This is a genomic window from Benzoatithermus flavus (assembly GCF_037908215.1).
GTDB classification, from domain to species: Bacteria; Pseudomonadota; Alphaproteobacteria; order Geminicoccales; family Geminicoccaceae; genus Benzoatithermus; species Benzoatithermus flavus.
Genome location: NZ_JBBLZC010000012.1, coordinates 16,569 through 36,877, shown reverse-complemented (window position 1 = coordinate 36,877; position 20,309 = coordinate 16,569). Strand labels below are relative to the sequence as shown.

Annotated in this window: 23 protein-coding genes and 1 pseudogene; 13 read left to right on the top strand and 11 right to left on the bottom strand. The window is 70.2% G+C overall.

Features of this window, described 5'->3' with window-relative positions:
- Positions 1-47 precede the first annotated feature (47 nt).
- The 8 genes from U1T56_RS13075 to U1T56_RS13040 all read left to right on the top strand — a co-directional run bounded on the left by U1T56_RS13075 (position 48) and on the right by U1T56_RS13040 (position 8,966).
- Entirely contained in the window at positions 48-1,163 is a 1,116-nt protein-coding gene (locus tag U1T56_RS13075) for an NAD-dependent epimerase/dehydratase family protein (RefSeq protein ID WP_418159925.1), read from the top strand.
- Positions 1,160-2,281: an NAD-dependent epimerase/dehydratase family protein gene (locus U1T56_RS13070; protein ID WP_418159924.1), complete on the top strand. Its 1,122-nt coding sequence runs from the start codon at positions 1,160-1,162 to the stop codon at positions 2,279-2,281. Before U1T56_RS13075 ends, U1T56_RS13070 begins: the two co-directional genes overlap by 4 nt.
- Positions 2,278-3,567, top strand: a complete 1,290-nt coding sequence (locus U1T56_RS13065; protein WP_418159923.1) for a TIGR04295 family B12-binding domain-containing radical SAM protein — start codon at positions 2,278-2,280, stop codon at positions 3,565-3,567. Before U1T56_RS13070 ends, U1T56_RS13065 begins: the two co-directional genes overlap by 4 nt.
- Positions 3,564-4,658, top strand: a complete 1,095-nt coding sequence (locus tag U1T56_RS13060) for a glycosyltransferase family 4 protein (RefSeq protein ID WP_418159922.1) — start codon at positions 3,564-3,566, stop codon at positions 4,656-4,658. Before U1T56_RS13065 ends, U1T56_RS13060 begins: the two co-directional genes overlap by 4 nt.
- Positions 4,655-5,779 carry a CgeB family protein gene (locus U1T56_RS13055; protein WP_418159921.1) on the top strand — a complete coding sequence of 375 codons (1,125 nt, stop codon included), beginning with the start codon at positions 4,655-4,657 and terminating at the stop codon, positions 5,777-5,779. The genes U1T56_RS13060 and U1T56_RS13055 overlap by 4 nt, the downstream gene beginning before the upstream one ends.
- Positions 5,770-6,855, top strand: coding sequence for a CgeB family protein (locus U1T56_RS13050; RefSeq protein ID WP_418159920.1), 1,086 nt, complete (start codon positions 5,770-5,772; stop codon positions 6,853-6,855). The genes U1T56_RS13055 and U1T56_RS13050 overlap by 10 nt, the downstream gene beginning before the upstream one ends.
- Entirely contained in the window at positions 6,852-8,036 is a 1,185-nt protein-coding gene (locus U1T56_RS13045) for a CgeB family protein (RefSeq protein WP_418159919.1), read from the top strand. The genes U1T56_RS13050 and U1T56_RS13045 overlap by 4 nt, the downstream gene beginning before the upstream one ends.
- A 120-nt stretch (positions 8,037-8,156) precedes the next feature.
- Positions 8,157-8,966 (top strand): NAD-dependent epimerase/dehydratase family protein, encoded by an 810-nt coding sequence (locus U1T56_RS13040; RefSeq protein WP_418159918.1) that lies wholly within the window; start codon positions 8,157-8,159, stop codon positions 8,964-8,966.
- On the opposite strand, the gene U1T56_RS13035 is transcribed toward U1T56_RS13040, so the two are convergent.
- The 5 genes from U1T56_RS13035 to U1T56_RS13015 all read right to left on the bottom strand — a co-directional run bounded on the left by U1T56_RS13035 (position 8,938) and on the right by U1T56_RS13015 (position 12,650).
- Entirely contained in the window at positions 8,938-9,543 is a 606-nt protein-coding gene (locus U1T56_RS13035; RefSeq protein WP_418159917.1) for a Hint domain-containing protein, read from the bottom strand. The genes U1T56_RS13040 and U1T56_RS13035 overlap by 29 nt on opposite strands.
- Positions 9,544-9,791: 248 nt before the next feature.
- Positions 9,792-10,211 carry a VOC family protein gene (locus U1T56_RS13030; protein ID WP_418159916.1) on the bottom strand — a complete coding sequence of 140 codons (420 nt, stop codon included), beginning with the start codon at positions 10,209-10,211 and terminating at the stop codon, positions 9,792-9,794.
- A 199-nt stretch (positions 10,212-10,410) separates the two neighbouring features.
- A complete protein-coding gene (locus U1T56_RS13025; RefSeq protein ID WP_418159915.1) occupies positions 10,411-10,815 on the bottom strand; it encodes a hypothetical protein in 405 nt (134 codons plus the stop codon).
- Between the two features lie 149 nt (positions 10,816-10,964).
- Complete coding sequence (locus U1T56_RS13020) at positions 10,965-11,177, bottom strand: hypothetical protein (RefSeq protein ID WP_418159914.1); 213 nt, start codon at positions 11,175-11,177, stop codon at positions 10,965-10,967.
- A 117-nt stretch (positions 11,178-11,294) separates the two neighbouring features.
- Positions 11,295-12,650 (bottom strand): glutamine synthetase family protein, encoded by a 1,356-nt coding sequence (locus tag U1T56_RS13015; protein WP_418159913.1) that lies wholly within the window; start codon positions 12,648-12,650, stop codon positions 11,295-11,297.
- Positions 12,651-12,774: 124 nt separating this feature from the next.
- Here U1T56_RS13015 and U1T56_RS13010 point away from each other — a divergent pair, with 124 nt between their 5' ends.
- The 5 genes and pseudogenes from U1T56_RS13010 (at position 12,775) to U1T56_RS12990 (ending at position 15,887) form a co-directional block, all read left to right on the top strand.
- A complete protein-coding gene (locus U1T56_RS13010) occupies positions 12,775-13,599 on the top strand; it encodes a YdcF family protein (RefSeq protein WP_418159912.1) in 825 nt (274 codons plus the stop codon).
- Positions 13,599-14,495 carry a penicillin-insensitive murein endopeptidase gene (gene mepA / locus U1T56_RS13005; RefSeq protein WP_418159911.1) on the top strand — a complete coding sequence of 299 codons (897 nt, stop codon included), beginning with the start codon at positions 13,599-13,601 and terminating at the stop codon, positions 14,493-14,495. The genes U1T56_RS13010 and mepA overlap by 1 nt, the downstream gene beginning before the upstream one ends.
- Positions 14,496-14,597: 102 nt before the next feature.
- Positions 14,598-15,218 (top strand): annotated as a pseudogene (locus U1T56_RS13000) (chloride channel protein); the annotation flags it as partial.
- Between the two features lie 7 nt (positions 15,219-15,225).
- Positions 15,226-15,510, top strand: a complete 285-nt coding sequence (locus U1T56_RS12995) for a chloride channel protein (RefSeq protein ID WP_418160029.1) — start codon at positions 15,226-15,228, stop codon at positions 15,508-15,510.
- Complete coding sequence (locus U1T56_RS12990) at positions 15,507-15,887, top strand: rhodanese-like domain-containing protein (protein WP_418160028.1); 381 nt, start codon at positions 15,507-15,509, stop codon at positions 15,885-15,887. Before U1T56_RS12995 ends, U1T56_RS12990 begins: the two co-directional genes overlap by 4 nt.
- Before the next feature lie 22 nt (positions 15,888-15,909).
- On the opposite strand, the gene U1T56_RS12985 is transcribed toward U1T56_RS12990, so the two are convergent.
- The 6 genes from U1T56_RS12985 to U1T56_RS12960 all read right to left on the bottom strand — a co-directional run bounded on the left by U1T56_RS12985 (position 15,910) and on the right by U1T56_RS12960 (position 20,094).
- The gene (locus U1T56_RS12985; RefSeq protein ID WP_418159910.1) at positions 15,910-16,386 is read right to left on the bottom strand and encodes a zinc-binding dehydrogenase; all 477 of its coding nucleotides are present in this window, start codon (positions 16,384-16,386) and stop codon (positions 15,910-15,912) included.
- Positions 16,352-16,609 carry an alcohol dehydrogenase catalytic domain-containing protein gene (locus tag U1T56_RS12980; protein WP_418159909.1) on the bottom strand — a complete coding sequence of 86 codons (258 nt, stop codon included), beginning with the start codon at positions 16,607-16,609 and terminating at the stop codon, positions 16,352-16,354. The genes U1T56_RS12985 and U1T56_RS12980 overlap by 35 nt, the downstream gene beginning before the upstream one ends.
- Before the next feature lie 157 nt (positions 16,610-16,766).
- The gene (locus U1T56_RS12975) at positions 16,767-17,729 is read right to left on the bottom strand and encodes a diacylglycerol/lipid kinase family protein (protein WP_418159908.1); all 963 of its coding nucleotides are present in this window, start codon (positions 17,727-17,729) and stop codon (positions 16,767-16,769) included.
- Positions 17,730-17,856: 127 nt separating this feature from the next.
- Positions 17,857-18,930, bottom strand: a complete 1,074-nt coding sequence (locus tag U1T56_RS12970; RefSeq protein ID WP_418159907.1) for a nucleoside hydrolase — start codon at positions 18,928-18,930, stop codon at positions 17,857-17,859.
- Between the two features lie 134 nt (positions 18,931-19,064).
- Positions 19,065-19,259, bottom strand: coding sequence for a hypothetical protein (locus tag U1T56_RS12965; protein ID WP_418159906.1), 195 nt, complete (start codon positions 19,257-19,259; stop codon positions 19,065-19,067).
- Between the two features lie 40 nt (positions 19,260-19,299).
- Positions 19,300-20,094 carry a DUF2189 domain-containing protein gene (locus U1T56_RS12960; protein ID WP_418159905.1) on the bottom strand — a complete coding sequence of 265 codons (795 nt, stop codon included), beginning with the start codon at positions 20,092-20,094 and terminating at the stop codon, positions 19,300-19,302.
- Positions 20,095-20,309: the final 215 nt, after the last annotated feature.

Below are 20,309 nucleotides of genomic sequence, written 5' to 3'. Positions count from 1 at the left end.
TCGGGGCGCATCGAGAGGCAAACCGCAACGGTCGGGAAAGCAGGCGGATGACACGTGTTCTGATCACCGGCGGCGCCGGTTTCATCGGCTCCCATCTTGCCGACCTCTTGCTCGACCGAGGCTATCGGGTTCGTGTCCTCGACAGCCTCGTCCCGCAGGTTCACGGCGAGGGCCAGGCCCGGCCCGCCTATCTCGATCCCGAGGTCGAGCTGATCCGTGGCGACGTGCGCAACCCGGTCCCGGTGCGCCGAGCACTCGAAGGTGTCGACAGCGTCGTCCATCTCGCAGCCGCCGTCGGGGTCGGCCAGAGCATGTACCAGATCGCCGATTATGTCGGGATCAACGATCTCGGCACGGCCGTCCTCCTCGAGACGCTGGCGAGCCATCCCGTGCAGCGCCTCGTCGTCGCCTCCTCGATGAGCATCTACGGCGAGGGCCTCGCGCGCACGGCGGACGGGCGCACGGTCGAGCCCGAGGAGCGTCCGGTCGAGCGGCTGAAGCGCGGCCAATGGGAGCCGCGGGCATTGGACGATGCCACGCTGGCCCCGCTGCCCACGCCCGAGACCAAGCGCCCGGCCCTGAGCTCGGTCTACGCGCTCAACAAGTACACGCAGGAGCGCCTGTGCCTCGTGGTCGGCCGCGCTTACGGGATTCCGACCACGGCGCTCCGCTTCTTCAACGTCTACGGCGCGCGCCAGGCGCTCTCGAATCCCTATACCGGTGTGCTAGCCATCTTCGCCGCGCGCCTCCTCAACGGCCGGCCACCCTTGATCTTCGAGGACGGCCAGCAGCGGCGCGACTTCGTCCACGTGCGCGACGTGGCCCGCGCCATCCTCGCGGCGCTGACCCGCCCCGAGGCCGCCGACCAGGCGATCAATGTCGGCAGCGGTGTCAGCCGCACGGTGGAGGAGGTGGCACGGGCGCTCGCCCGCGCCGTCGGCCGGCCCGACCTCCAGCCGCAGATCACCGGCCGCTACCGGGCCGGCGACATCCGCCACTGCTTCGCCGATATCGGCCTCGCCCGAAAGGTTTTGGGCTTCACGCCCCAGGAGGATTTCGACGCCGGCCTCGAGGAGCTGGCCGAATGGCTCGCCGGCGAGGTCGCGGTCGACCGGGTCGACCAGGCGACCGAGGAGCTGGCGCGTCGGGGGCTGGTGGCATGAGGGCGCCCGTGGCGACGCATGGCGCCCGCCGGTCGAACGTGCGGCCGCTCAGGCCGGTCGTGATCACCGGCGGGGCCGGCTTCCTCGGCGCCAACCTCGCCGACCGGCTGGCCGGCGAGGGCGTGCCGGTGGTGGTGCTCGACAGCCTCGCCCGGCCGGGTGTCGAGCTCAACCTCGAATGGCTCAAGGAGCGGCACGGCAAGCTGGTCGCACCCGTGATCGCCGACATCCGCGACGCCGAGGCCGTGGCCGAGACGGTGCGCAACGCCCGCGCCGTGCTCCATCTCGCAGCCCAGGTCGCGGTGACGACGAGCCTCGAGGATCCGGTCCACGACTTCGAGGCCAACGCCCGCGGCACGCTCAACGTGCTGGAGGCGCTGCGCCGGCAGAACGATCCGCCGCCGCTCCTCTTCGCCTCGACCAACAAGGTCTACGGCAAGCTCTTCGGGGCGAGCGCCCTCGGCCGCAGCCGGAGCCGCTGGGAGCCCAGGCGCGAGGAGCACAAGCAAGGCTGCGACGAGGCGACCCTGCTCGACTTCTACAGCCCCTACGGCTGCTCCAAGGGGGTCGCCGACCAGTACGTGCTCGATTACGCGCGCGTGTTCGGCCTGCCCACGCTCGTGTTCCGCATGAGCTGCCTCTACGGGCCGCGCCAGTTCGGCAACGAGGACCAGGGCTGGATCGCGCATTTCCTGATCCGCGCCCTGCGCGGCGAGCCGATCACCATCTTCGGCGACGGCCGGCAGGTGCGCGACGCGCTCTACGTCGACGATGCGGTCTCGGCTTGGCTCGCCGGGCTCCACGGCATCGACCGGCTGCGCGGCCGCGTCTTCAACCTCGGCGGCGGGCCCGCGAACACGCTGAGCCTGCTCGAGATGCTGGAGCACGTGGAGCGGCTCACCGGCAGGGCGCCCGAGGTGCATTTCGACGAGCCGCGGCCGGGCGATCAGCTCTGGTACGTCTCCGACACGCGGGCGCTCGAGCAGGCCACCGGCTGGCGGGCGCGGATCGGGCTCGAGGCCGGGCTCGAGCGCCTCACCGTCTGGCTGCGCCGGCACGTCGTGCCGGAGCGCTCCGGCAAGGCGGCGGCCGCGGCCTTCCGGGAGGCCAGGGCATGAGGGTGGCGCTCGTCAACCCGAACTGGAGCTTCGAAGGCAGCATCTATTTCGGCTGCCGCGAGCCGCATCTGCCGCTCGAGCTCGGCTGGTGCCGGCTCCTGCTCGAGCGGGAGGGCCATGCGGTCCACCTCGTGGACGCGCATCTGTTCGGGCTCGCGACGAGCGACATCCGCGCCGAACTTTCGGGCTTCCGGCCCGACCTCACCGTCGTCACCACCGCCCCCACCTATCTCTTCTGGCGCTGCGCCCCGCCCGAATTGCGCGTGCCGATGGCGCTCGTGGCGGCGGTGCGGGACGTGGCCGGCCGGATGATCGCCGTGGGCCCGCACGGCTCGACCACGCCCAAGGCCGCTCTGCGCAAGCTCGGCACCGACGGGGTGGTGATGGGCGAGTGCGAGGAGGTGGTGGCGAGGATCGCGGGCGGTGACGACTGGGAGGCCATCCCCGGCCTCGCTTTCCGACAGGGCGAGGACATCCGTGTCAACGGCGGGCCGCAGGCCGCGCGGTTCGCCGATGCGCCGCCCCTGTTCTGGCCCGACGAATGGATCGCCCGGCACCACCACCACCATCACCGCTTCGACGCGAGGCCCCAAGGCCCCGGTGCGGAGGTCGAGGCGTCGCGCGGCTGCCCCTATAGCTGCACGTTCTGCGCCAAGGAGAACTTCCGCGACCGCTACCGCCGCCGCGACGCGGGCACGATCCTCGCCGAGATCGCACGGCTGCAGGAGCAGGGTGCCGAATATGTCTACTTCATCGACGAGATCTTCCTGCCCAACCGCCCGCTCCTCGAAGGCCTTGTCGGCCGCGGCCTCAAGTTCGGCGTGCAGACCCGGATCGATCTGTGGAAGCCCGACATGCTGGAGCTTCTGGGCCGGGCCGGCTGCGTCTCGATCGAGGCCGGGGTCGAGAGCCTGACGCGCGAGGGGCGCGACGTGCTCGCCAAGAACTGCAAGCTCGAGACCGAGGAGCTCGCCGACCGGCTGATCGAGGCCAAGCGGCACGTGCCGTTCGTCCAGGCCAACCTGCTCGCGATGCCGCAGGACGATGCCGGGCTGATCGAGAGCTGGCGCGACCGTCTGCGCGCGGCCGGGGTATGGGCCAACGATCCCGTCCCGCTCTTCCCTTATCCGGGCTCGCCGGATTACCGGCGCCTTTGGGGCCTGCCCGACGATGATGCCTGGGAGCGGGCGGTGGACCACTATCTCCACACCTTCGCCGAGTTCAGCGACATCCAGGAAGAGCACCCGCGGTCGCTCGCGGAGCTCGAGGCAGGAGCGGGCCGTTGACCCGGCCGCGACGGATCCTGATGACCGCGGATGCGGTCGGGGGTGTCTGGACCTACGCCCTCGAGCTCGCGAGAGGCTTAGGCGCCCGCGGCACCGAGATCCTTCTCGTCGTGATCGGCCCCGAGCCCACGGCCGACCAGCGCGCCGAGGCGATCGCGCTTCCGGGGCTCGCCCTCGTGGTGCCGCATCTCGAGCTCGAATGGCAGGACCGCGCCGGGCCGCTGACCGCGGCGGCCCGTCAGCGCCTCCTGGGCCTCGCCGAGGCTTTCCGGCCCGATCTCGTCCACTGCAACGGCTTTCGCGAAGCGGCGGCGGGCTTCAAGGCGCCCGTTCTCGTCGTCGCCCATTCCTGTATCCGGACCTGGTGGAAGGCCTGCCGGGGCGGCCGGGTGCCGGCCGAATGGGATGCTTATGCCCGCGGGGTGCAGGCCGGCCTCGCCGCGGCTGCCGCCGTCGCGGCCCCGACCGAGGCCTTCCTCGGCGAGTTCGCCGCGGCCTGGGGGCCCCTCACTCATCCGCGCATCGTCCCGAACGGCCTCGACCTCGAACCTGCGTCCGTGCTCCGCCGCCGTCCCGTCATCCTGGCGGCCGGCCGTCTGTGGGACGAGGCCAAGAACGTGCGGGCGCTCGCCGACATCGCGGGCAGCCTGCCCTGGCCCGTGCTGACGGCCGGCGACGGGCTCGAGGAGGAAAACGGCAGCGTCGTGCGGTGGCTGGGGCGGCTGCCGCGGCCGGAGCTCCACCGCCTGATGGCCGAGGCCGCCATCTTCGTGGCGCCGGCCCGTTACGAGCCGTTCGGACTCGCGGCGCTCGAGGCCGCCCGGTCCGGCTGTGCTCTCGTCCTCGGCAAGATCCCCTCGCTCGTCGAGATCTGGGACGATGCCGCCCGGTTCGTGCCGCCGGACGATCCCGGCACCCTGCGCCGCACGCTCCTCGATCTGATCGACGATCAGGAAGCGCTTCTTCGTCTGCAGGCGGCCGCGAGCCAGCGCGCGGCCCTCTACTCCCGCGAGCGCATGGTCGAGGGCTACGAGGCCCTTTACGCCGAGATCCTGGCCCACCACCCGACGGCGGAGGACCGCGCCGCGTGAGGATCGTTCTGTTCTGCCATTCGCTGCAGTCGTGCTGGAACCACGGCAACGCGCATTTTCTGCGCGGCATCGCCCGCGAGCTGCTCGCGCGCGGCCACGACGTGCGGGTCCACGAGCCCGTGGACGGCTGGAGCCGCCTCAATCTCGTGCGCGACCACGGCGAGGAAGCGCTCCTCGGCTGGCGCAGGGCCTATCCGGAGCTGAGCTCCGAATCCTATGCGGGCCTCCCCGATCTCGATGCGGCCCTGGACGGGGCCGATCTCGTCCTGGTCCACGAGTGGAACCCGCCCGAGCTCGTGGCCGCCATCGGCCAGAAGCGGCTCGCCGGCGGCCGGTTCGTCCTCCTGTTCCACGACACCCACCACCGGACGGTGAGCGATCCCGAGGCGATCCGGCGCTTTGTGCTCGACGGCTACGACGGCGTGCTCGCCTTCGGCGCCTGCCTCGCCGAGCGCTACCGCGCGGCCGGCTGGGCGAAGCAGGTCCGGGTCTGGCACGAGGCCGCCGACACGCGCCTGTTCCGCCCGCTGCCCGGGGTGGAAAAGACGGGCGATCTCGTCTGGATCGGCAACTGGGGTGACGACGAGCGCAGCGAGGAGCTCGAGGCCTTCCTGACCGAGCCCGTGCGGGCACTCGGGCTTGCCGCCACCGTCTACGGCGTGCGCTACCCCGAGACGGCGCTGGATGCGCTCGAGGAGGCCGGGATCGCCTATCGCGGCTGGCTGCCCAACCACGAGGCGCCGCTGGCGTTCGCCCGCCACCGGGTCACGGTCCACGTGCCGCGCCGGCCTTATGTCGAAGCGCTGCCCGGCATCCCGACCATCCGGGTGTTCGAGGCCCTGGCCTGCGGCATTCCCCTGGTCTCGGCCCCCTGGCGCGACACGGAGGGCCTGTTCCCGGAAGGCAGCTTTCTCCTCGCCCGCGACGGCGCCGAGATGGCGCGTCACCTGCGCGCCATCCTGCACGATGCGGACCTGCGGGCCGGCCTGATCGCGACGGGACTCGCCGCGATCCGGGAGCGGCACAGCTGCGCGCACCGCGTCGACGAGCTGCTCGCGATTCATGCCGGGATCGCCGGCATCGAGAAGGAACCTGGGCTGGAGCTTCGCCCATGCGCATAAGCTTTTACGCCTCGAGTCTGGTGTCCTGCTACTGGAACGGTGCCGCCACCTACTATCGCGGTCTGGTCCGGGCACTCGCCGCCCGCGGCCACGAGGTCACCTTCTTCGAGCCCGACGCCTATGGTCGTCAGCAGAACCGCGACATGGCGGACCCGGACTGGGCGCGCGTCGTGGTCTGGCCCGCGACCGAGGCGGGCATGGCGCGGGCATTGGAGCAGGGCCGGCACGCCGACCTGATCGTGAAGGCGAGCGGGGTCGGCGTGTTCGATGCCGAGCTCGAGGCCGGTGTGCTGAGCCTGCGCCGGCCCGGCAACCTCGTCGCGTTCTGGGACGTCGATGCGCCGGCGACCCTGGACCGGGTCGAGAAGAACGAGGACGACCCCTTCGCCGCCCTGATCCCGCGCTACGATCTCGTCTTCACCTATGGTGGCGGCGATCCCGTGGTCCGGGCCTACGAGCGCCTGGGTGCCCGCCGGTGCGTGCCGATCTACAACGCGCTCGATCCCGCGACCCACCATCCCGTGCCGCCGGCGCCGCGTTTTCGGGCCGAGCTCGGCTTTCTCGGCAACCGTCTCCCCGATCGCGAGGCCAGGGTGGACGCGTTCTTCTTCAAGGCCGCCGAAGCCCTGCCCGAGGCCCGCTTCCTCCTGGGCGGCGCCGGCTGGGAGAGCCGGGCGATGCCCGAAAACGTGCGCTATCTCGGCCATGTCGGCACGGCCGACCACAACGCCTTCAACGCCTCGGTCAAGGCCGTGCTCAACATCAACCGGGCCAGCATGGCGCGCTACGGCTTCTCGCCGCCGACGCGCGTGTTCGAGGCCGCGGGCGCCGGTGCCTGCCTGATCACCGATGCCTGGGAGGGGATCGAGCAGTTCCTCGAGCCCGGTCGCGAGGTGCTGGTGGCGCAGGACGGTACCGGGGTGGCGGCGCACCTGGCAGCGCTCGATCCGGAGCGCGCCCGGACGATCGGTGCCGCCGCCCGCGCCAAGGTTCTCGCCCGCCACACCTACGACCAGCGCGCCGCCGAGGTCGAGCGCGTGCTCGCCGGTCGCGACCTCGGGGAGGAGGCAGCATGAAGCTCGTCGTCCTGGGCCTCAGCATCACCTCCTCCTGGGGCAACGGCCACGCCACCACCTATCGTGGCCTCTTACGCGAGTTCACCCGCCGCGGCCACGAGGTGACGTTCCTCGAGCGCGATGCGCCGTGGTATGCGGCCAACCGCGATCTGCCCAACCCGGTGTTCTGCGCCACCCGGCTCTACCGCAGCCTGGAGCAGCTCGCGCGCAAGCACGAGCGCCTCGTCGCCGAGGCGGATGCCGTGATCCTGGGCTCCTACGTCCAGGAAGGAGTCGCCGTCGGCGAGTGGATCTGCAGCATCGCGCGCGGCGTGAAGGCCTTCTACGACATCGACACGCCCGTCACGCTCGCGAAGCTCGCCCGGCACGACCACGAATATCTGGCACCACATCTGATCCCGCGTTTCGACCTCTATCTCTCCTTCACGGGCGGCCCCACCCTCGAGCGGCTCGAGCGCGAGCTCGGAGCACCCATGGCGCGCGCCCTCTACTGCTGCGCCGACGAGCGCCTCTACCGGCCGCAGGCCGCCCCCTTGCGCTGGGACCTCGGCTATCTCGGCACCTACAGCGACGACCGGCAGCCCAAGCTCGAACGGCTCCTGCTCGAGCCCGCGCGCGACCTGCCCAGCCGCCGGTTCGTCGTCGCCGGCCCGCAATATCCGGAGGAGATCGTTTGGCCTTCGAACGTCGGGCGGATCGAGCATCTGGCCCCGCCGGCGCATCCCGGCTTCTATGCCGGCCAGCGCTTCACCTTGAACATCACCCGCGCCGACATGGTCGCGGCCGGCTGGTCACCTTCGGTACGTCTGTTCGAGGCCGCGAGCTGTGGCGTGCCGATCATCAGCGACATCTGGAATGGCCTGGCCGAGCTGTTCCGGCCGGAGGAGGAGATCTTCCTGGTCGAGAGCGGCGAGGAGGTCGCCCGGCTCCTGCGCGAGTGCAGCGAGGCGCGGCGGAGCGCGGTGGCGGCGGCCGCGCGCGCGCGGGTGCTCCAGTCCCATACCGCCAGAGCGCGGGCGCAGGAGCTCGAGACCTTCCTCCTCGAGGCGGCGCGGCGCGAGCCTGGCCTCAGGCGCGCGGGTAACGGCCTAGGCGCCGACCGACACGGCATCGATCCTCGCCCGGTCCGGCCGCCCCGCGGGAAAGCCCGGGCCCTCGGGGCGCGTCCAGCGCCGACGTAACCGATTGCCACAGTTGAGACATTTCCCCGAGCTCGCCGGCACCGCGCGCTTGCTCCACCCGCCGCCCGGCCATAACGTCGCTTCGATGGCGTGCGAGCTGCTGGCCAGGAGACTGTCGCGATGCAGCGCGTTCTGATCACCGGTGCCGCAGGCGGCATCGGACGACGCTTGCGGGAGGACATGCGCGGGCTCTACCCGAGCCTGCGCCTGTCGGATCAAGCACCTCTCGAGCCCGCTCGGGAGGGCGAGGAGGTGATGCAGGCCGATCTCACCGATCTTCGGGCCTGCGAGACGATCTGCGAGGGTGTGGACGGCATCGTCCATCTCGGTGGCCAGTCGGTCGAGGCCGATTGGGACACGATCCTCCAGGCCAACATCGTCGGCTGCTACAACCTGTTCGAGGCCGCGCGCCGGCAGGGTGTGCAGCGGATCGTCTTCGCGAGCACGAACCACGTCATCGGCTTCTATCGCCGCCCGACGCGGATCGACCATACCGTGCCGCCGCGGCCGGATTCGCGCTACGGGGTCAGCAAGGCGTTCGGCGAGGCGCTGGGCCGGTTCTACGCCGACAAATACGGACTCCGGGTGCTCGCCATCCGGATCGGGCATTTCGCCGAGCGGCCGGTCGACCGGCGGCGGCTCTCGATCTGGATCAGCCCGCGCGACTTCCTCCAGCTCGTCCGGATCGGCCTCGAGCATCCCGATCTGCACTACGAGATCGTCTACGGCGTCTCGGAGAACGATCGCACCTGGTGGGACAACGCGAACGCCTACCGTCTCGGCTACCGGCCGCAGGACGAATCCGAGCCCTTCGCCGCCGAGGTGCTGGCAGCCGAGCCCGCGGATGTGGCCGATCCCATCGCCGAGCTGTTCCAGGGCGGTCCGTTCTGCTCGCCCGAGTTCACGGGCGATCCCGACCGGATCGAATAGCCTCCTCCTCGCCGCCCCGGCCGCAGACGATCCAGCCATCGGCGACGTAGCCGTGATCGCCGTCGAGCACGAGATCGAACAGATGCGTTCCGGGATCGGCATCGACGGCCTCGATCGAGACCAGCTCGGCCGTCCCTTGGACGAACAGCAATCCCTCCGTCACGGGCACGCGCCCGTGCCAGAGCGACGGCGAGAACATGGTGCCCCGGCAGAGCCGGTCTCCCAACTGCAAGGCTTCGAGCTGCAAGCCGGGATGGCGGCTCCGCGTCGCGACAGGATCGAGCGCCTTCCAGCCCTCCGTGGTGAGGAACGGATGATCGACGGTCACGAACGGCTGCCCGTCGTTCAGACCGTAGAGGCGCCGTTGGCCCAGGCGCGCCCGCAGGCTGGCCATGACCCGGTTCGGACGGCCGCGCCGTCCGATCACGTGATCACCGGGGCGAACCGCCTCGATCGGGCGGGTCCGGCCGTCGGCCATCAGAATCGCCGTGCCGGCGACGAAGCAGGAGCGGCTGGCGGGCGCCAGCCGGACCAGGGCTGCGCCATGGGGCAGAACGACATGCCCTTGCTGGATCATCTCGGAACCATATCGCTTCAGTTTTATCCGACGAGAGGCTAGTTCACGTTATAATTATATCCCGACGGCCCGATTGGTTCCCACGTGCCAGCGAAAAATTCATCCGGCTGGGCATCCGGAGCGCGATATGCGGCTCGTGCGGGGACCGGCCACGACCGGGCCCCGCACGGAAACAAGGGTGAAGCATCGCTTCGGGGCAGACGCATGCGTCATGGCCGAAGGCCAGCCCCGTGCCTGCTGTCCGCCCCTCACCAGCTGCCGACGTTCGGCATCGACGTCCAGGGCTCCTTCGGCGGCAGCGCCTCGCCCTGCTGCAGAAGCTCGATCGAGATCCCGTCCGGCGACTTGACGAACGCCATCCGGCCGTCGCGCGGCGGCCGGTTGATCGTCACACCCTGGTCCATCAGGCGCTGGCAGGTCTCGTAGATGTCGGGCACCGAGTAGGCGAGGTGGCCGAAATTGCGCCCGCCCGTATAGACCTCGGGGTCCCAGTTGTAGGTGAGCTCGATCTGCGCGTCCGGATTCTCGTCGGCGGCGAGAAAGATCAGAGTATAACGGCCCTGCGGGTTCTCGTGCCGCCGCACTTCCTTGAGACCGAGCTTGTTGCAGTAGAAGTCGAGAGACTCCTCGATGTTGCTGATCCGAACCATCGTGTGCAGGTAGCGCACGGGCTTCGCCTCCATTGTCCTTGGCGGTGTGAGACCTTTATGTAGCCCGCGCCATCCCGGCTTGCCATGCGGGGCGGGCAGTCCGTTGGAGAATTCGTCGTTGGACGCTCCGATCCAGCTCCTGCTCGGCACCGCAGCGCCGCTCCTCTCGGACCTGCTGGCCGCCCCTCCCGCGACACCTGCGGCGCAGACCCAAGCCTCAGAAGGGCGAGTTCATGCGGACCCGGAACAGTGGGATGGTGTGATCCTGCAGGATCTGCTCGAGGACGGAGCCCTCGCCGGAGCCGTCACCACCCTCGCTCCGGCGCTGCCTCGGCAGCTCGGTCCGCTCGATCTGGTCGGTCTGCGCCACGGCGTTGGGATCGATGGGCAGGTCCTGCCCGATGTCCGCCGCGTCGGTCAGCGGCTCCGCCGTGGGCGCACGGGGCTGGAGCGCAACGTCGCCGGGCCGGATGTCGAGATCGAGCTCCTTGAGATGAGGCTTGGACCGCGCGAGCGCAGGGGAGGCGAGCGCGAGCGTCAGCACCACCGTCAGAAGAAGCAGCCCTGCGGCAGGAAGGAAGGAGCCGGTTCCGGGCGCCGAAGCCTGGGTGTGCAGCGGCATGGAAGTTCGCCTCAGTTCCACAACCGGTGGGGACTTCGATCCATACTCGATATTCACCTGGATCGGTTACCGATTCCTCAACGATGCCCGTAGCTTGAGGTCGAATGTTGCCGTTCCGCCGCAGCAAGGGCAAGGGCGATGTGCGACTCTCACGGGCCGTAGCGGCTCTTGAGCGGCACGCCCGTCGCGAGGCTCACGAGATGCGCGGCCGCCACCACGCTCAGCAGCACGCCCAAGGCCAGAAACGGCATCGTCGGCAGCCTGACCCGACCCAGCTCGCGCGGCCGGGCCTCGTACCAGCGGCACAAGGCACACAAAGCGAGCCCGAAGGTAAGCATGATCAGGGTCGGGAAAAGGGTCATGGTGCGCGTCTCTCGGGCGATACCCCCTGCTGCGGGCTTCCGGGCCGATGGAGCAGGACGCGAGGCGGCGAGCCGCGCCGACGCAGCCCGCCGTGGCACGGCGGCATCGCCGCCGTGCTATCCCCGCTCGAAGTAGCGGACGAGCTCCCAGTCGGTGACCGCCCTGTCGAACGCCGCCTGCTCCCACCGGCCGGCGTGGACATAGTGATCGATGACCTCGTCGCCCATGGCGGCGCGTAAGACTTCCGAGCGGTCGAGCCGCTCGACGGCCTCGCGCAAGGAGCGCGGCACGGACGGCACGTCGCCCGACTTGTAGGCGTCGCCCCGGAACTCCGGCCCGAGCTCCAGCTTCGCCTCGATGCCGTGCAGACCGGCGGCGAGGAACGCGGCGAAGGCGAGATAGGGATTCACGTCGGCTCCCGGCACCCGGCACTCGATCCGGGTCGAGGGCCCGTGACCCAGCACCCGAAAGCCCGCCGTACGGTTGTCGCGACTCCAGACCAGGTTGGTCGGCGCGAACGAGCCGGCCTGGAAGCGCTTGTAGGAATTGACGTAAGGAGCGAGAAAATAGGCCATGTCGCCGCCCACGGCGAGCAGCCCGGCCAGGAACTGGCGGAACAGCGCCGTCTCGCCGTGGCCGTCGCTGAAGGCCGGGCGGTCGCCGTCCTCGTGCCAGAGCGAGCCGTGGATGTGGCAGGAATTGCCGGCGAGGTCGGCGCGCCACTTCGCCATGAAGCTCACGGCCTTGCCCTGGAGATACGCGATCTCCTTGACCCCGTTCTTGTAGATCACGTGCCGGTCGGCCATCTCGAGCGCCTCGGCGTAGACGAGGTTCAGCTCCTCCTGGCCCGGCCCCCACTCGCCCTTGCTCTCCTGCACGGGGATGCCGGCGGCCTCCATGCCGTTCCTGATCGCGCGCATCAAGGGCTCGCGCTTCGTGGTCTCGAGCACGTGGTAGTCCTCGATGTACCAGCCCGCCGTCTTGAGGTCGCGATAGTGCTTCGCGCGCGCCTCGGCGTAAGAATCGTCGAAGACGTAGAACTCGAGCTCGGAGGCCATCTTGGCGGTGAAACCCTTGGCCCCGAGCCGCCCGAGCTGCCGCTTCAGCATCGTGCGCGGGCTGATCGCGAGCTCGTTGCCCTCGTGGTCGCAGATGTCGCCCAAGACCAGCGCCGTGCCCGGCAGCCAGGGGATGCGGCGCAGCGTGCCGAGGTCGGGCTTCACGACGAAGTCGCCGTAGCCTTTGTCCCAGGATGCCGCCTTGAAGCCCGGCACGGGCTCCATCTCCATGTCGACCGTGAGGAGATAATTGCAGGCGTGCCACTCCTCGTGAACGGCGTCGAGGAAGAAGCGGCCGGTGACGCGCTTGCCGATCAGGCGCCCCTGCATGTCGGTGAACGCCGCCACCACCGTGTCGATCTCGCCGCTCGCGATCAGGCTCTCGAGCCCGGCCATGTCCAATCTGCCTGACATGCTCCCCTTCCTGCAGCTTCTCTTCTTGCGCTCCGTGGCCCAAGGATGACGTTCCGCCGCGTTCCGGCCAACCGAAAAGCTGCGTAGGCGAATGCGGGCGAGGCGGCAAGGAAGGCTCACGACCATGGCGTTCGTGCTCGGCAAGCTCGTCTGGCTCGTGCTGCGGCCGAGCAGCCTGCTCCTGCTGCTCGCCCTCCTCGGCCTCTTCGGCTGCCGGCTCGGCCGTGCCTGGGGAGTGCGGCTGCTGGCGGCGAGCCTGCTCGCGCTTGCCGCCTGCGCTCTCCTGCCGGTGGGGCAATGGCTGACCGTGCCGCTCGAGAACCGCTTCCCGCGGCCCGGCGGCCTGCCCGGGCACGTGGACGGTGTCGTCTTCCTGGGCGGCGGCATCGACGGCGCCGTCACCCGCGCCCGCGGCCTGCCCAGCTTCGGCGATACCATGGAACGCTTCGCCGCCATCCCCGAGCTGGCACGCCGCCTGCCGGACGCGCGGCTGATCTTCACCGGCGGCACGGCCTGGAACGATCGCGGGGCGGACGACCCGGAAGCCGCCACGATCGCGCGGTTCCTGGCCGATCAGGGCCTGCCCGAGGGACGGGTGACCCTCGAGGATCGCGCCCGCTCGACGCGCGAGAACGCGCTCTTCACGCTGACGCTGGCACGGCCGGCACCCGGCCAGCGCTGGCTGCTCGTCACCAGCGCGCGGCACATGCCGCGCGCCATGGGCGTGTTCCGGCGGGCTGGCTGGCCCGGGCTCGAGGCTTGGCCCGTCGATTACCGTACTACAGGTTCGCTCCGGCTGCTCGCCGAGCCGCTCGCGAGCGAGCGCCTGCGCGAGCTCGACGAGGCGGTCTACGAATGGTACGGGCTGCTCTACTATCGCCTCCTCGGCTATACTGACACTCTCTTTCCCGCTCCGGAAGGCGACCCGCTTCCGCCTTCCGGGGCATAGTGGCGCCATCTGCAGGGTGTGACGTGTCGAGCCGTGCCCGGATCCTGTTCGCGAGCCTTTGCGTCCTCTGCTTCGGCCTTGGTCCGGCCGTCGCGGCGATGCCCGACAGCCCGTTCGCGAAGGAGCTGTTCGGCAGCGTGACCGTGCCGGCACCCGCCGAGCACGGAGCGCACGTCATCGGCAGCTTCGCCAAAGGCTGCCTCGCGGGTGCGGTGGCGCTGCCGGTCGACGGCCCCGGCTGGCAGGCGGTCCGGCTCTCGCGCAACCGCGTCTGGGGCCATCCCGCGCTGATCGCCTTCATCGGGCGCCTCGCCGCCGCTGCCCGCGAGGATGGCTGGCCCGGCCTTCTCGTCGGCGACATGGCGCAGCCGCGCGGCGGCCCGATGCGCACCGGCCACGCCTCGCACCAGATCGGGCTCGACGTCGACATCTGGCTGACGCCGATGCCCGATCGCCGCCTGACCCTCGAGGAGCGGGAGAGCCTCGCCCCGGTCTCGATGATCGCGGACGGGAAGCTCACCGCCGACCCGGCGAAGCTCACGCAGGCACGGATCGCTCTCCTGCGCCGCGCCGCCCTCGATCCCGCGGTGGCGCGGATCTTCGTCCACCCCGGCATCAAGCAGGCCTTGTGCCGGAAAGCCGGACCGGACCGGGCCTGGCTCGCCAAGATCCGTCCCTGGTGGGGCCACGACACGCATTTCCATGTCCGCCTCGCCTGTCCTGCGGACGAGCCCTTCTGCCGCGACCAGGACCCGCCGCCCGCCGGCGACGGCTGCGGCGCCGAACTCGCCTGGTGGTTCACCGACGAGCCCTGGCAGAAGCCGCCGGCCCCGGCGAAGCCGCTGGTGCTGGCCGATCTTCCCGCCGAATGCGCCGCCGTGCTGCAGGCACCTTGAGCGCGAGCGCCGCAGCATCGGACGGTGGCCGGCCGTCAGATGACGTGGAACAGGTAGAGCAGGATGATGATGGGGATCGGAATGCCGATCAGCCACAGCAGGATGCCGCGCATGGTCGTTCTTCCTTCGGCGCGATCGCCCCACCCGGCGACCATGCCATCAACGGAACGGCGGCAGGAATGTTCCTGCCGCCGTTCCGCGCTGGCAGCCCGACACCGCCTGTCCTACCATGAACGCAGCGCGCCGTGGCAGCGCCGCGATTCCACAACCGAGGGCAGACCCAGACCCGATGACGCCTGCGATGCGTGTCCCGCCGCTTCGTCCGTCCCGTCACGCACTCATCGTCTGACGCCGTGCCGGCCCCGCGGCCATTCACGGGCCTGCGTCGGGAGTTCCGCCGCTCCCGACGCTCATGGTTTTCTGCGCTCGTCTGGAAGCAGCGCATCGTGTTCTGGGTGGGGGCGCCGTCGTCGGCTCGGCTGCCGTCGCCTTCGCCGCGGGCGCCGCGTGCTGTTCGCCGGCTGCTGCGGGCTGCTCGTGGCCCTGATCGGCCTCGCCACCGGCAACACGACCTACGGCACCGGCTATGGCGAGGCGCGCGGCCTGCTCGAGGGCACCCTCGAGCTTCCGGGCTGGTACGGCCTCGCCAAGCTGGCCGCCACGGCGCTCTCGACCATGAGCGGCATCCCGGGCGACATCTTCCCGCCGTCGCTCGCCATGGGGGGCTGGCCTGGGTGCGGGGCTCACGCCCTTCCTTCCGGCTCTGCCGACCGGAGCAGCGGCGATCCTGGGCATGGCCAGCTACTTCGCGGGCGTGGTCCAGGCGCCGGTCACGACCATCGTCGTCGTCCTCGAGACGACCGATGGTGCCGCCATGACCCTGCCCCTCATGGCGACGGCGCTGCTCGCCTACGGCATCTCCAGGCTGGTCAGCCCGGAGCCGATCTACCATGCTCTGAGCAAGCAGTTCCTGCCCAAGCACACGGAGCCAGCTCTACAGGGAGAGCCGCGATGACCATCACCCCCGCCCGCGATCTCGTCACCCGCGCCAATCAGGAGGTCGAGACGATCGACGTCGCCGCCGCCAAGGCACTGCTCGGCCGCGACGACGTGCAGTTCGTGGACGTGCGCGAGCGGCACGAGTGGGAAGGCGGCCACATTCCGGGTGCGGTGCACGTCCCGCGCGGCCTGCTCGAGTTCCTGGCCGACCCCTCGAACCCGAACCACGTGGCCGAGCTGCACACGGGCAAGAAGCTCGTCCTCTACTGCGGCAGCGGCGGCCGCTCGGCACTCGCCGCCAAGACGCTCAAGGACATGGGCTTCACGAACGTGTGCCACATGGCGGGCGGCTTCGGCGGCTGGCAGGAGGCGGGCTACGTCGTCAAGCGCTGAGCGCGCCTCCTTCTTCCCTCCCTCAGCCGGGCACGAGCAGGATGGAGCCGGTGGTGCGGCCTGTCTCGGGCGCCGCATGGGCGACCGTGGCCTCGGCGAGCCTCAGCTTCAGCCCGATCGTGACGGCGAGCCCGTCCGTCACCTCGGCGAGCACCGCCCGTGCCGCCCGGCGATACCGGGATGTATCCGCGAGGTAGCGGAACACGCTGGGCCGGCCGAGCAGGAGCGAGCGCGCCGGCCCGAGCTCGCCGAGGGCGAGAGGCCGCGTCTCGCCCGCGACCTGGCCCACGCTCAGGACCGTGCCGAACGGACGCACCGCATCCAGCGTCCGCAGCAGCACCTCGCCGCCGGTCCCGTCGATCGCGAGGTCCACACCCTGCCCGCCCGTGAGCCGCCGCGCTTGCGTGACGAAGTCCTCGGAGCGGTAGAGGATCGCGTGATCGAGCCCGTGCGCGCGGGCGAGCTCAGCCTTCTCCGCGCTCCCTACCGTCCCGATCACCCGCGCTCCGCGCCGCCTCGCCCACTGCGTCCTCGACTCCGAGCACCGTCGGCAGGGCCGACAGGGGATAGAGGCCGGTCCGATGATAGACGTCGACATAGTTCACCCCGATCGCGGTCTGGCGGACGAGGACCTCGACCGGTCCGGGCCGCGGGGTCGGGATCCGCTCGACGCGCAGTGCCTCCGGCCCGCCGACCGCGTGTATCCGCACGGTCTCGATCATGCTGCTCTCCTGCTTGCGTGGCGTGGACGACCACAGCATGCTCGGCGCGCGTGCGGGTGGTGATGGATGCCCTGGTCGCCGCGATCGAGCGCGACCGCGCGCTCCTGGAAGGCTGCAGGCCGACGGCGGGCTGAAGCCGGCTACGATCCCGTCCCGGTCACACCTCCGCCGCCGCCGGCGGCGCCAGCACCTGAAGCGCGCGCGGGAGGATCCGGTAGCGGAGCGGCGTGCGCATCCGGCTGATCTCGCCGTCCGTGGCGACCCGGAGCCGGCTCACCGGGGCCCGTACCTCGGCAGCGCTCACCCGCATCACCTCGAAGTCGTCCTCCCCGGTCAGCCCGCGAAAGGCCACGCGGAACGCGAACCAGGCGAAGCGCAAGGGATGGCCGTGCCTGGCGACGATCAGCCAGAGCTCGCCCTTGTCCATGCCGACGCGCCTTTGCACCTTGAACAGCTCGAAATCGTACTCGTTGACGCCGACGAACAGACAGGGCGTGCGGTAAGGCCGGGTCCAGCCCTCGGCGCAGATCGAGAGCCGCCGGCGGGGGAAGCGCCACAGCATGCGGACGAAGGCCAGCGACATGGCGGCCCACTTGCCGAGCCCGTGCGCCTTCCGCCGCCGCTCCCGGTCCGCCACCATGTAAGGATAGATCCCAAGGAGCGAGTTGTTGACGAACACCCGGCCGTTGACCTCCGCCGCGTCGACCGCGCGCGGCGGGGAGCGCACGATCGCCTCGACCGCCGCATCCAGGTCCTGCGGCATGCCGAGATCCTTGGCGAAGTGGTTGAGGGTGCCGAGCGGCAGCACGCCGAGCGGCACGCCGGTACCGGCGAGGACACCGGCGACGCAGTTGACGCTGCCGTCGCCGCCGCCCACGACCACGGCATCGAGCCGGCCGGCCCTGGCGTCGCCCAGCGCCCGCTCGGCCTCGCGGCGCAGGCTCTCGCCCTCGGTGAAGACGAGATCGACCTCGACACCACGGCGGGCGAAGGCTCCGGCGAGCTGTGCTCGCGCCCGATCGACGCCCAGGCGCAGCATCGTGCCGCTGCCACTGTTGATCAAGGCGCGCACCCGAAGCCCTGCCGGCCGCCGTTCCGCGTGCCGGGCGGGTTCGCTCACATCCGTCGTGCTCGCTTGCAGGGTCGTTTCCTCGCAAGAAGACGCCCGCGGGCGGACGATGCGGCCCGCGGGCTCCAGGCTGTCAGGGGAAGTGAGCAAGGAACAGGATGGCCGGCACCGGGGTTCCTCAGCCGCCGACCGGGCGGGTGAGGAGATCCGTGTACATCGCCCAGAAGCGGTCGAGGTCGAGCCCGAACACCACCTTGGCCCTCTGCACGCCCACGGGCGGGTTTCTGCCGTAGCCGAGCGAGCGGCCATAGTCCGGCCCGAACACGATGTCGACATCGACGCCCTGCAGCTCGCGCAGATCGGTGGCGAGGCTGGAATCGAGCACGTAGGCGGCGGCCAGCGTGTCCCACACTTCGGCCCGCGCCGCCGGATCGCTCGCGAACTTCTTCGCGTAAACGGCCTGGAACAGCGTCGCGACCGGCGTGCCGGCGGCGCTGATCCGCTCGTAGATTTTCCTGTCGAACCGTGCGGTGTTGGTCACGTCGAGCGGGACGATCACGTGCTCGACCGGCTGGCGCAGCACGATCCGCGCGGCTTCCGGGTCGAACCACCAGTTGAACTCGGCCGCCGGCGTCACGTTGCCGGGCACCTCGATCGCCCCGCCCATGTAGACGATCCGCTTCACGAGCGGGACGATGTCGGGGTCCTTGCGGAAGGCCAGCGCCAGGTTGGTGAGCGGGCCCACCGCGAGGATCGTCACTTCGTTCGGGTTGCGCCGGATCGCGTCGATCAGGAAGTCGACCGCGTGGGTCGTCTCGGGCCTGGCATTCTGCGCGAACCCGTCGGGCGGCGGGATCAGCCCGTCCGGCTTCGGACGCGGGCTGCGCCAGGCGCCGGCATAGCCCTTGCCGAACAGCTTCTGCTCGAGCTCGAGCGTGGCCTGGTCGTGGACGAGAGGATAAAGGGCGCCCGGATAGACCTTGACCTTCCCGGCCACCCCCATCCGCTCGACCGCCTTGAGCGCGTCGGCGACCTCCTGGTCGAGCCACTGGTTGCCGCTCACGACGGTCATGCCCAGGATTTCGACCTTCGCCTCGCGCATCGCCTGGACGAGCATGACGAAGGCCTGGCCGTCGTCGCCCATGGTGTTGAAGTCGGTGTCGAAGACGACCTTCTCGGCCGCGCGGGCCGGAGCAGCGCAGGCGAGCAGCATCGCCGCCGCAACCAGGACCCGCTTGAGCGCCTGTCGCATCCTTTGCCTCCCTTACAGGCCAGCCTGCCCAGCCTAGGCAGGGCAGCCGGGAGGCGCAATTCCGTCGGGCGAGGAGCGGACATGCGTTCCGGGCCGGTCGCCCGGCCCGGAAGGTCGAGCGGCGCCCGGCCGGGTCAGTGCCCGTGCTGCTCGCTCCGGCTCCTGGGATGGCCGGTGTTGCGGGCGATCAGCCAGAAGACGAAGCCGAGGCCGAACAGAAAGAGCAAAAGGCCGAACGCATAGAAAATCTGATCGTGCGAACGGCTGGCGATGAACAGCCCGAACAGGCTGAGCACGCCCATGATGGCACCGAAGATCCACTGACCCATCGAATCGATCTCGTCGTCGTTGTGGCGGAGGCTCGCGAGCCTATCCCTGCTCGGGATAGCTGACGAGGTCGCGATATGCATGCCAGCTCGCGTGCCCGATCAAGGGGAGCGTGACGATGAGTCCGAGATAGAGCGTGGCGAGGCCCGCCGCGATGAACATAACGATCAGCGCCGCCCAGAACAGCATGGGCGCCAGGTTGGTCTGAACGGTGCGGAAGCTCGTCGCCATGGCGTCGATCACGTTGGCCTGCGGCCGGTCGAGCAGGAGCGGGATCGACACGACGCTGATCGAGAAGGCGACGAACGCCAGAACGCCGCCCGTGAGCGTGCCGAAGGCCAGGAAGGGCAGCGCGTCCGGCTCGAGGAAGGTCGTGACGATCAGGTTCTCGAAGGACGGCGGCTGCATGCCGAAATAGAGGAAGAAGATGAGGGCGGCGATCCGCGCCCAAGCGAACATCAGGAGCATGAGCGCCACGCCCATGAGCGCGATCTGGCTGCTGTTGCGCCGAAAGGCACCGAACGCTTCGTCGAGCCCCGTCGACAGGCCCAGCTCCGCCCGCCGGCTCACCTCGTAGAGGCCGACCGCGAGGATCGGGCCGACGATGAGAAAGCCTGCGGTCAGCGGCAGGACCAGGTAGAGCATGTCGACGAGGTAGAGTCCGTAGCTGAGCACATACCCCGTGAGCGCCGCGAGCAGGCCGTACGTGTAGCTCACGTGCGGCGCGACGCGCATGTCCTGCCAGCCTTTGGCCAGCCATTGCCAGGGCCGGTCGAGCTCGATTCTGCGGATCGCCACCTGTGGGCCGGCGAACGCCGGTACGGCTTGGGCCGCCATTTCCTGTCTCCCCATGCGCCGCCTCGCTCCGAATGTCGGGGCCGAGGCCAACCTTCCGCTTCGCCTCTCCAGCATGCGGTTTCGCACCATCCGGTCGCAGCCGCATTTGATACAGATCAATGCCGCGAATTCCCCCCGGCTGGCAAGGTCACGGCGTCGCACGAGACGGGTTCGGGTTCTTCCGGGATCGGAGAACGACCGGCCCGTCACGTGCG